At 49.1% G+C, this 12,164-nt stretch carries 6 protein-coding genes; 4 read left to right on the forward strand and 2 right to left on the reverse strand.

Going from position 1 to position 12,164, the window contains the following annotated elements; translation table 11 throughout:
* Both CAG68_RS12195 and fdhF read right to left on the reverse strand, forming a co-directional pair.
* On the reverse strand, positions 1-251 hold a 251-nt coding region (locus tag CAG68_RS12195; RefSeq protein ID WP_202599933.1), incomplete at its 3' end, for a hypothetical protein.
* Between the two features lie 363 nt (positions 252-614).
* The gene (gene fdhF, locus CAG68_RS12200; RefSeq protein WP_086047275.1) at positions 615-4,853 is read right to left on the reverse strand and encodes a formate dehydrogenase subunit alpha; all 4,239 of its coding nucleotides are present in this window, start codon (positions 4,851-4,853) and stop codon (positions 615-617) included.
* 315 nt (positions 4,854-5,168) lie between these two features.
* Between fdhF and CAG68_RS12205 the strand changes: the two genes are divergently transcribed.
* The 4 genes from CAG68_RS12205 to CAG68_RS12220 all read left to right on the forward strand — a co-directional run.
* Complete coding sequence (locus CAG68_RS12205) at positions 5,169-5,591, forward strand: hypothetical protein (RefSeq protein WP_054730393.1); 423 nt, start codon at positions 5,169-5,171, stop codon at positions 5,589-5,591.
* A 135-nt stretch (positions 5,592-5,726) separates the two neighbouring features.
* Positions 5,727-7,118 (forward strand): TolC family protein, encoded by a 1,392-nt coding sequence (locus CAG68_RS12210; protein ID WP_086047274.1) that lies wholly within the window; start codon positions 5,727-5,729, stop codon positions 7,116-7,118.
* Between the two features lie 164 nt (positions 7,119-7,282).
* Positions 7,283-9,001 carry an efflux RND transporter periplasmic adaptor subunit gene (locus tag CAG68_RS12215; protein ID WP_054730244.1) on the forward strand — a complete coding sequence of 573 codons (1,719 nt, stop codon included), beginning with the start codon at positions 7,283-7,285 and terminating at the stop codon, positions 8,999-9,001.
* Between the two features lie 2 nt (positions 9,002-9,003).
* The coding region (locus tag CAG68_RS12220; protein ID WP_161441201.1) for a CusA/CzcA family heavy metal efflux RND transporter at positions 9,004-12,164 on the forward strand (3,161 nt) is incomplete at its 3' end.

Below are 12,164 nucleotides of genomic sequence, written 5' to 3' on the forward strand. Positions count from 1 at the left end.
ATAATACCTTCACTGTACGCACGCTGACCATCAGAGGATGTCACGTCAGCAACAAGTTCCAAATGGCCCTTGTGCGCGTCTACGCGATTCATCATCTCAAACACATCGACCCACTCTTCGCGATTTGCCATTTGTATTAGCATGGACTTCGCCTGTGTTTCCAACTGCTGGGGGTATACATAATAACGGTTGTAACCAAAGTATGCGCACATAAGTAATAAAACGAGTGCAAATGAGGTTGTTCTTGTCATACAAGCTTCCTCTTGTTGTTATAAAAATCTTGCTTCGTTAATTCAGTATAGGAAGCGAGCAAAGTTTAGGTTATAGAACTTGCCCAAATAACAGGGGACAGTCAGAGACAGTCAATTCTATGACAAGCTCAACAACAAACTTTATTGCACTCTCATCATGGGCTTGAACAAAAATACGCCACAGAGACAGTAAGAAGTAAGAAAGGAAAACTAACCGGAGCGCGGTGATAACAGAAAAGTAAAAGGAGTTGGAAGAAAAAGACAATCCGAGTGAATGTAGTGAGAGCGGAAATCAAGATTAGATTATCCGCCCATCAACTAGGCTCAAATTGTCAGTGACCACAACAATGTGACTCACCGAATTTAAACGTGTTGGTAACTATCTTCGAGAGACTCTGTCTGCGTTGTTTTTTCGCTCACTTCCACTTTAACCGCAGCGACCTTGAACTCAGGGATCTTCGCATGCGGATCCGTCACCGTTGTCGTTAAACGGTTGACTGGCGATTCAACAAAGTGGAATGGAATGAACACCACTCCTTTTTGAATACGCTTAGTCACAAAAGCATCAATCTCAATGCTGCCGCGACGTGTAGACACCGTAAGACGCTGACCATTACTGATGCCAAGCGTTTCTGCGTCTTCCACGCTCACCATCGCTCGTGGACCAGCCAGATTATCCAACCCTTTAGTTTTGCGCGTCATGGTGCCGGTGTGGAACTGCTCAAGTACACGACCCGTCGTCAACACAAGTGGGTACTCTTCATCTGGTAGCTCAGCCGCATAACGGAACGGTACACCCACCATTTGCCCTTTACCACGAGTAAACTGGGTTTGGTGCATGATGCGAGTACCCGCAGGGTTGTTCTTGTTGCTCGGCCATTGCACACCGTTTGGCGTAATGGCATCCCAACGAAGACCCGCGTATTGAGGTGTCACGCGTGCGATTTCATTGGTGATATCAGACACGCAGTGGTAATCCCAATCACTGCCCATGGCATTGGCGATTTCTTGGATAATCCACCAATCCTCTTTCGCTTCACCCGGTGCTGTGACAACCGGATTCACGCGCTGAACACGACGCTCCGTATTGGTGAAGTGGCCCGCTTTCTCTGCAAATGAGCAAGAAGGCAGAACCACATCCGCGTATTGTGCAGTCTCCGTTAAGAAGATGTCTTGAACCACCAAGAAGTCGAGCGTTTCTAAACCTTCAATCACATGCGCTTGGTTCGGGTCACTCAACACTGGGTTCTCACCCATGATGTACATACCACGAACGTCACGATGGCAAGCCGCATCAATGATTTCTGTCAGGGTTAGACCTTGCTCAGAAGGCAGATTTGGTGCGTTCCATTCAATCGCAAACTTCTGACGCACAATTGGGTTGTATACCTTTTGATAGCCCGGGAAGCTGTTTGGCAAAGCGCCCATATCACACGCGCCTTGCACGTTAGATTGACCACGTAGCGGGTTAATACCACCACCTTCAATACCGATGTTGCCACACAGCAATTGCAGGTTAGCGATAGAACGCACGTTGTCATGACCTGTCGTGTGCTGAGTGATACCCATCGAGTAGTAAACAGCCGTACGATCTGCCGTACCGATCATGCGCGCCATTGCTTGAATGTCTTCGGCTTTTACGCCCGTAACCAACTCCACTTTATCGAGGTTGTAAGCTGGTGACATTACTTCTTGCAACAAGGTATCAAAGCCGTCGACACGTTCTTCGATGTACTCTTGATCGTACCAACCGTTCTTGATGATCTGCTGCATGACGCCGTTCAGGAGCATCACATCCGTGCCCGGACGGTGCGCCATATACAGCTCTGCATGCTCTGCCATATCGACACGTTTCGGGTCAGCCACAATCAAACGAGCGCCGTGGTGACGAATGGCTTGTTTGATATGTGAAGCGATAATCGGGTGCGCCGATGTGGTATCCGAACCAATAATAAAGATCACATCAGAGTGCTTAATGCTTGGAATGTCGTTGGTCATTGCACCACTACCGAGTGATGCCTCAAGACCCGTCACACTCGATGCGTGACACAAGCGCGCACAGTGGTCGACGTTGTTAGTACCCAGTTCACGACGGACAAATTTTTGGAATGCGTAGTTGTCTTCGTTAGTGGTTTTCGCTGAAGAGAAACCCGCCAATGCGTTGCTGCCAAAATCTTGCTTGATGCCAGAGAACTTGCTCGCAATCAGTTGAATCGCCTCTTCCCAACTTGCAGGCTGCAACCAACCATCTTTACGAATCAATGGCGTGGTAAGACGCTCTTCACTGCCAATGAAATCAAAACCAAAGCGCCCTTTCACACACAGCATGCCTTGGTTCACCGGCGAGTCACCGCCTTTCACGTAACGAATCGTATTGGTTGTTTCGTCCACGAACATAGTCAACTTACAACCCACACCACAGTATGTACAAATGGTGTCGACCGCTTTCAGATCTTCAGTACGACCTTGTGAACGGTCACGACTATCGACCATCGCGCCCGTTGGACACACTTGAACACACGCGCCACATTGCACGCAGTTCGAATCACCCATTAGAGTTAAGCCATTCTTGTTACTTCCAAAGTGTGGACGGTCGTCAGGACGTAATGCAGGACGACCTTGTTTGTCGCACACAAAGTTCAGTACGCCGTGCACGGCTTTGTCACGACACGCTTGGATGCACTGACCACAGCTAATACAGCGGTTGGCATCAAACTCAATAAACTCAGAACTGCGGTCAACTTCGTACTTATGACGCAAGTCTTTCGCACGAAGATCTAACCAATCTTGGTGTGATTTAATCTGCAAGGAGAAGTCAAAGCTTTGCTCAGCTTCATATTCGGTGGAGTAATCACGCAGCGCACAATCGGTATTTGCCTGACAGCCACATTCTAGACAGCGCGCCGCTTCCTTCATCGCTTCTTCGTTATCAAAGCCCAACTCCACTTCAGCGAAGCTTTGCTCGCGTTGTGCTGGAGTCAGTTCAGGCATGATAGAGCGAGCGACTTTTTGGATGTTCTCGAAGTGAAATGGATCGACTTGAGAGAGTTTCTTCTCTTTGCGCGAGTTGAACGCCGCCTTTGGCATATCTGCCATATCGCCATTCAAAAACAGATCAATGGCTTTTGCCGCAACGCGGCCATCTCCCACGGCTTCAACTGCCGTTGCTGGACCACGGCGGAAATCACCAATACTGAAGATGTTACCCGTGCCTGTGTGCATGGTCTTTTCATCTGCATCAGAGGTGTTCCAACGCGTAAGTGGAATCGACAGATCTTCGCCTTCGAGGAAGCTCAGATCTGGCTTTTGCGATACTGCCGCAATCACGGTGTCGAACTCTTCGGTAAAGAACTCGCCAGTTGGTTTAGGGCTGCGACGACCAGATGCATCCGGCTCACCCAACGCCATGCGCTCTAGACGAATCGCACTCACGCGTCCGGTTTCATCGGCAAGGTTTTCTGCAGGGTTGGTCAAGAAGTGGAATTTCACCCCTTCGTGTTCCGCTTCAACAATCTCGTAGTCTTCTGCCGGCATTTCGTCACGGGTACGACGGTAAATCAACGTGGTGTCGGCACCAGCACGACGCGCAGTACGAGCACAGTCAATTGCCGTATTACCACCACCGATAACCGCGACTTTCTGACCCGTTACATAGTTTTGCTCGGTAACGTAATCTTTTAGGTAATCAACGCCTAAGTAGCAACCTTCAAGGTCACTGCCTGTGTAATGCATTTCGACCGCTTGAGACGCGCCGACCGCCAAACACACCGCGTCGTATTCTTCGCTCAATTGAGAAAGCGCGAAATCCACACCCAGCTTTTGATTGGTGTGAACTTGCATGCCATTGCGGCACATCAGTTCGATTTCTTTATCGAGAATGTCTTTTGGTAAACGGTATTCTGGAATGCCATAACGCAACCAACCACCTGCTTTTGGCATGGATTCAAAGACCGTAACGTCATAGCCTTCGTTCGACAGGTAATAGCCAGCCGTTAGACCACCAGGACCACTGCCGACGACGGCAATGTTCAAACCTTTACTTGGTTTCTTTTCCGGCACATAGGCTTCATGCGCAGATAAATCCGCATCCGCGGCATGACGTTTTAGCTGACGAATTGCAATAGGCTCATCGACTAACGAGCGGCGACATTCACTCTCACAAAATGCCGGGCACACACGACCAATCGATAGCGGCATAGGAAGCGTACGCTTAATCACTTCAATCGCTTTTTGATGATCGTTCTGTGCGATGTGATAAAGGTACGATTGGATATCAACGCCCGCTGGACACGCGGTTTTACATGGCGCTTCACAATCGGCGTAATGGTCCGTCATGATGCGGTTGAGTGCTTTTCTGCGGTGCTCGCTTAATTGTTCTGATTGCGTGACCACATTAAGGCCGCGGTAAACTTCAAGTTCACACGCACGCTTAGTACCGCCGCTTTCGACTTCAACCACACACAAGTCACACGGTACTTTTTCATTACTTTTGTTCATTCCGCACAGCGATGGGATCTCGACCCCACACACTTTTGCTGCTTCTAAAAGGGTTAGACCCTCTTCTACAATTCTATATTTTCCATCGATGACAATTTCTATCATGCAACCCCCGCAGCAAAGCAAATCCAAATCTGCACAAGTAAAACCATTCACTCTATAAGGATAATCATTTGTAAGACAAGTTAGTGTGATGTAAAACTTATAAACCACATTTTTCACGTGTCATAAAAAGCGAGGGCTTCTTTCGCTAACTTTCAACACTCGGTGTTTAACAAACGTTTTACTCCCTCGAAAGTGCGAAAACTGAAGGGTTGGACTATTTTGATAATAAGAGTAATAAATGATTGACCTTACCCTTAGGTTAACCTTTAGAATCGCAGGGTTTTCATCATTTTCATCAAACACATGGGAAAAGGTATGCACTTAAAATCGCTGCATACAATCTGGTTAACTCTCTTCACGACGCTAGTACTATTGGTATCTAGTGTGGCGAACAGTGAGCCGTTGATGAATATTCAAATGATGTCTACTGGCATGGCTCATCATCCTTCTATGATGAGTGACAGCGAACACTGCGGTATGCCCGGCATGATGGACGTCTCCATGACAGACGCTTCTATGTCCGAAGATGGCGATGCAAGAGAAACCAGCATGAACTGTGGTGGAGGCTCTGGCATGGTTCATACCTGCTGTACTGCCGCGTGTACGATAGTTTTCGTCCCCCTACCGAATCCTATCAATAGCCCAATGCCCGTCGTCTATCGCGCAGCCATTACTCCTGAAGTTGCTTCCCCAGTCGTACACGTCAGCCGCGACCTGTACCGACCTCCTATAGCCTAAATCCATCCCAGCATTCGACCCTGCGCGTGTATCGCAGGTTGTTTTAATGCGCCTGAACGATGAGGTAACAAGGCTTTACTGTTCCCGCAATAAAATCCGCACCTCCATCGATCCGGCGAACACTGGATTTAGATTATGGATATCAAACCATACCGCTTAGCTGCACCTATTTTTATGGTGGCTCTGGTCGCTGCGCCAACCTTGGTTAACGCCGCAGGTAAAGAGACGCACGCAGCGCAAAATTCCGCATCAAGTGAGCGAGCTTCAACGACCAAGCTTGCCCAACTGATCAACGTCGCTTTGAGTAACGATGGCAATCGTAAGCAATACTCAGCGCAATCTGCTGCCATGCGTGAAACGGGCGTCGCAAGTGCAACCTTGATGGACCCAAAACTGAAAGTGGGTTTTGGTGGCTTGCCTGTCGACAGCTTCAAATTCGATGAAGACCCAATGACCAACATCTCCGTTGGTTTAATGCAACAGTTTGAGCGTGGCTCTACGCTTGATTTGCAACAGAAGAAAGCCAACCAACAAGCCGATGGCCTTGGGCTTCAAGTGCATGCTCGTGAGCTTGAGGTAGCCAACAGCATGACTCAACTTTGGTTAGAGCTTGGTTACCAGCAACGCGCTGAGCAAATCATGCTTGAGAATCGCAAGTTGATGAAGGAGATGGAAAGCTTTATTCAAACCAACTATTCGATTGGTAAGAGTGAAGCGCAAGATCTGCTCAACGCCCAACTTCAAGTCAGTAAATTGGATGAGAAACTTCAAGCCAACGCACAAATGCAACGTCGTCTTATCTCTCAACTCTCCGAATGGTTGGGGTCAGATTGGTTAGCGACGGAACAGGCTCTGTACGCTACCAATCAACTCAACTGGGATACACTGAATAGCAAACTTGCTTCTAGCAAAGATTCCACCAAGCACTACCAACAACTTAGCCAACACCCAATGGTTAAAATGGCCGATGTGAGTATTTCTGCCAATAAAACTCAGGTAGAAATTGCAGAGCAAGCCTACAACCCACAATTTGGCGTCGAAGTAATGTACGCCTACCGCCAAGCCGACAACATGATGGGTGAACCCGCATCAGACTTGGTCAGCGCTTACCTCACCATGGACATTCCGTTGTTTACGGGTGACCGCCAAGATCGCAATCTCGCGGCCGCTCAATACCAAGTTGGCGCGGCACAATCACAAAAGGACACCTTACTAACGCAGATGAATGCCAAGGTGAACACTCTTTTGGTTGATCGCGGCAACTTAACCCAACGCTTAGAACGTTATCAATCCACCTTATTGCCTCAAGCGAAAGCGCGCATTCAAGCCGTCGAGCGGGGTTATCAAAACAACACAGCGCAGTTTAACGATGTGATTTCTGCCACGACTGATGAGTTGGCTCTGCGATTGGAGCAACAACGTCTGCTGACCGATCTCAACATCGCAAACAGCAATTTAGCCACCCTGCTCGGTGGTTTCGACTATCAAGTCGCTTCACCAGAAGCTCGCTCTATTTCGACATATTAATTTGTGATTCCCCAAGACAGTTGGGGCTACAGCTAGGCGGCAAACGAGAGAATCCTATGAGCACTTTCCCTAACAAACTAAGGGATCTGCTATGTGATTTGGGTGAACGAGAGCAGGCAACAACGCTGTAGCGTCAAATGTGAAGGGGAAAATAAGGTAAAACAATGAAAACATATAAGATTGCAACCATCGCGCTGATTGTTGGTGGTGCTTTAGGGTTTGGTGCTAATCATTTTCTTACGGGCTCGGCTCACGACATGAGTGCGATGGGTGGCGAATCTGCTGCAAGCTCTAATGATCCGCTTTACTGGGTTGCCCCAATGGATCCGAATTACAAACGCGACAAGCCGGGTAAATCCCCAATGGGCATGGATTTGATTCCGGTTTACGCAGAAGACCTATCCGGTGAACAAGACGCACCGGGTACAGTGACTATTGACCCTTCAGTAGAAAACAACCTCGGGGTTAAAACCGCAAACGCGACACTACAACAGCTATCACCACGCATCGAAACGGTTGGCTATATTGCCTTTGATGAAAGTCTGTTATGGCAAACCAACGTTCGTGTGGCGGGTTGGGTAGAAAAACTCTACATCAATGCCGTGGGTGAGAAAGTGAAGAAAGGCGATGTGCTTTTCACGCTCTACTCTCCTGAACTGGTTAAAGCACAAGAAGAATTGCTGAATGCGTACCGCACTGGCCGCAAAGGTCTTGTAAAAGGCGCGACCGAACGCTTGGTAACGCTTGGGGTTGACCGTGCTCAAATCAAATCCATTACTCGTAGTGGTAAAGCATCGCAAACCATTGAAATCAAAGCACCTGCTGATGGCGTTATCGCGAGCTTAAACGTACGAGAAGGTGGCTATTTGTCCCCTGCTCAAGCGGTGATCAGTGCCGGTCCTTTGGACAATGTTTGGGTTGATGCGGAAGTCTTTGAGCGTCAAGCACACTGGATGAAAGCGGGCTCTCAAGCCACGATGACCCTTGACGCGATTCCGGGCAATGAATGGCAAGGTGTCGTGGATTACGTGTACCCAATCCTCGATCCGAAAACACGTACGTTGCGTGTGCGTCTTAAATTCCCTAACCCAGATGGCGCATTGAAGCCAAACATGTTCGCCAATATTGCCTTGCAGCCTGTCACTGACGACGAAGTGTTAACGATTCCTAAATCATCTGTTATCCGCTCTGGCGGTATGACTCGCGTTGTTCTGGCGGAAGGTGATGGCAAATACCGTTCTGCTCGAATTGAAGTTGGCCGCGAAGCTGGCGAACAAATCGAAGTATTACAAGGACTTAAACAAGGCGATAAGATCGTTACGTCATCTCACTTCATGCTCGACTCTGAATCAAGCCAGTCGGCGGATTTGTCTCGCATCAATGGTGTAGAAGCAGCGGCAGAAACAGCATGGGCCAAAGGTGAGATCACGGATGTGATGAAAGATCACCGCATGCTGACCATCAACCACCAGCCTGTACCAGAATGGGATTGGCCGGGCATGGTAATGAACTTCACTTTCGCAGATGGCGTTGAGATGGGTGACTTGAAAAAAGGTCAGGCTATCGAATTTGAAATGCAAAAGACGGAGTCCGGTCAGTACCAAATCATCGACTACAAGGCAGACAACAGCGTCATTGCCGCAGAGGTTTGGCTAACTGGTGACATTAGCATGCTGATGGCTGATTTTGGCATGATCACCTTAAACCACCTACCGGTTGCAGAATGGAACTGGGATGCTGGCGAGATGAACTTCTCTGTGGGTGAAGATGTTGACCTATCGGGTTTTGAAGAAGGACAGAAAGTTCGGTTTCTAGTTGAAAAACAAGGATCTGACTACGTTCTTAAACAGCTAGTTCCTGCAACAATAGCCGTCGAGGGTTAATTATGATCAATGCAATTATTCGTTGGTCACTGAGCAACCGATTCCTAGTGTTGGTCGCGACCTTAGCCCTTATATTAGGCGGACTTTACAGTGTAAAGAATACGCCTGTTGATGCGATTCCGGATCTTTCTGATGTGCAAGTGATCATCAAGACAAGCTATCCGGGGCAAGCCCCTCAAGTCGTTGAGGATCAAGTTACTTACCCACTCACCACCGCCATGCTTGCCGTGCCGGGTGCTGAGACGGTTCGTGGTTACTCCTTCTTTGGTGACTCTTACGTTTATATCATTTTCAACGATGATACCGACATGTACTGGGCACGTTCACGCGTGTTGGAGTACTTAAGCCAAGTAGCACCAAAGCTGCCACCGAACGCAAAACCAACACTAGGTCCTGATGCAACGGGTGTGGGCTGGGTTTACAGCTACGTATTACAAGACAAAACCGGCAAGCATGATTTGGCCGATCTTCGCAGCCTGCAAGACTGGTTCTTGAAGTACGAGTTGCAAACCGTTGATGGCGTTTCTGAAGTTGCGACCGTGGGCGGTATGGTGAAGCAGTATCAAGTGCAGATTGACCCTGCCAAGCTTCGTGCTTACAACCTCACTCTGCAACAAGTGAACATGGCAATCCAAAACGGTAACCAAGAAACCGGCGCGTCCGTTATCGAAGTGGCCGAAGCCGAACACATGGTTCGTACCACGGGTTACCTAACCAGCATTGAAGACATCAAGTCACTGCCTCTAAAAGTCACTGAGAAAGGTACACCGTTGCTATTAGGTGATATCGCAGACATTAACCTTGGTCCACAAATGCGCCGTGGTATCTCAGAGCTGAATGGCGAAGGTGAAGCGGTCGGTGGCGTTATCGTGATGCGCTTTGGTGAAAACGCCAGTGAAGTGATTGCGAAGGTCAAAAACAAACTCGCAGACCTACAACGCAGCCTGCCAGAAGGCGTGGAAATTGTTGCAACCTACGACCGCTCTACCCTTATCGATTCAGCGGTAGAAAACCTATGGAAGAAGCTTGCAGAAGAGTTCATCGTCGTCGCGATTGTGTGTGCGTTGTTCCTGTTCCACATTCGTTCTTCATTGGTTATCGCTCTGAGCCTACCGGTTGGCATTCTCACTGCGTTTATCGTAATGCATTGGCAAGGCATCAACGCCAACATCATGTCCTTGGGTGGTATTGCGATAGCCATCGGAGCCATGGTAGATGGTGCGATCGTGATGATTGAAAACGTTCACAAGCACATTGAACGAACGCCACTGACCGATAAAAACCGCTGGCAAGTGATTGGCAAAGCCGCAGAAGAGGTTGGCGCACCGCTGTTCTTCTCGTTGCTGATCATTACTCTTAGCTTCGTACCGGTGTTCGCCTTAGAAGGCCAAGAAGGCAAGATGTTCTCGCCGCTTGCGTTCACTAAGACGTACGCCATGGCAGCGGCAGCAGGTTTGGCGATCACACTCGTCCCTGTTCTTATGGGCTACTTCATTCGCGGTAAGGTGTTACCGGAACACAAAAACCCGGTTAACCGCGGCTTGGTCGCGCTGTACCGCCCGCTGTTGAACACCAGCTTAAAATACCCTAAGACCATGATTGTTATCGCATTAGGCCTAATGGCATCGGCTTACTACCCAACCAGTAAACTGGGTAGCGAGTTCATCCCTCCGCTGGATGAAGGCGACTTGATGTACATGCCAACGACCTATCCGGGTATCTCGATTGGTAAGGCTCGTGAGCTTCTACAACAAACCAACAAGCTGATCAAAACCGTTCCAGAAGTGAAAACCGTATGGGGCAAGATTGGCCGAGCTGAGACCGCAACCGATCCAGCACCACTCACCATGATCGAAACCGTGATTCAGTTGAAGCCACGCGACCAATGGCGTGAAGGCGTAACAACCGAGTCACTACGCAAAGAGTTCGACAAACTGGTTCAGTTCCCTGGTCTTACTAATGCTTGGGTAATGCCGATCAAAACGCGTATCGACATGCTGGCAACGGGCATCAAAACCCCTATAGGCATTAAGATCGCCGGACCCGATCTGAAAGTGATTGAGAAGATCGGCTCTCAGCTAGAGCCAATTCTTAACGGCGTACAAGGCACGGCATCGGTTTATGCAGAACGTGTAGCAGGTGGTCGTTACGTCACGATCGACATTAAACGTCGTGCAGCAGCGCGTTACGGCTTGAGCATCAAAGACGTTCAGCAAGTGATCTCCACTGCGGTGGGCGGTATGAATGTGGGTGAAACCATTGAAGGCTTAGAGCGTTACCCAATCAACGTTCGTTACCCACAAGACTACCGCGACTCAGTGGTTAAACTGCAAAACCTGCCGTTAGTGACACCAAATGGTGCTCGTATTGCGCTGGCTGATGTAGCGGACATTCGTTACGAAGACGGTCCTCCGATGATCAAGACGGAAAACGCGCGTCCGAATGGCTGGGTATTTGTCGACATCGATGGTCGTGACCTTGGCTCTTACGTCGTGGAAGCACAGCAAGTCGTGGCTGATCAATTGGAACTTCCTGCGGGTTACTCGTTGGCTTGGTCTGGTCAATACGAATACATGGAACGTGCGAAAGACCGCTTGAGTGTCGTGGTACCAATTACCATCGCCATCATTATGCTGCTGCTTTACTTCAGTTTCCGTCGTGTCGGCGAAGTGATGATCATCATGCTTACCCTACCACTCGCTATGGTCGGTGGTTTGTGGCTCATGCATATCCTCAACTACAACTTCTCGATTGCCGTTGGTGTCGGCTTTATTGCCCTAGCAGGTGTCGCGGTTGAAATTGGGGTCATCATGCTCGTCTACCTCAACCAAGCATGGCACTACAAAAAGCTGGATGCGGAAGAGAGCCAACAGAAGCTTGAGGCGAAAGACCTAACCGATGCCATTCGTGAAGGTGCAGGCCTGCGTGTCCGCCCAGTAATGATGACGGTACTGACGGTCATTATTGGCCTTATTCCGATCATGTACGGCGAAGGAACAGGATCAGAAGTCATGCAACGTATCGCCGCGCCAATGATTGGCGGTATGGCATCGGCACTGCTACTGACGCTGTTGGTGCTTCCAGCCATCTTCAAGCTGTGGAAACAACGTGAGTTGCGTTCAGGTAACTCAACTCCTAGTCAAACAAACACGCAAGCTGGCAA

It is taken from the genome of Vibrio sp. V42_P2S4T144 (assembly GCF_009904715.1).
GTDB classification, from domain to species: Bacteria; Pseudomonadota; Gammaproteobacteria; order Enterobacterales; family Vibrionaceae; genus Vibrio; species Vibrio alginolyticus.

Excerpts from the sequence above, each read along its gene's own strand:
- CAG68_RS12210 (WP_086047274.1), top strand. The coding sequence starts at position 5,727 with ATGGATATCAAACCATACCGCTTAGCTGCACCTATTTTTATGGTGGCT.
- CAG68_RS12205 (WP_054730393.1), top strand. The coding sequence starts at position 5,169 with ATGCACTTAAAATCGCTGCATACAATCTGGTTAACTCTCTTCACGACG.
- fdhF (WP_086047275.1), bottom strand. The coding sequence starts at position 4,853 with ATGATAGAAATTGTCATCGATGGAAAATATAGAATTGTAGAAGAGGGT.
- CAG68_RS12215 (WP_054730244.1), top strand. The coding sequence starts at position 7,283 with ATGAAAACATATAAGATTGCAACCATCGCGCTGATTGTTGGTGGTGCT.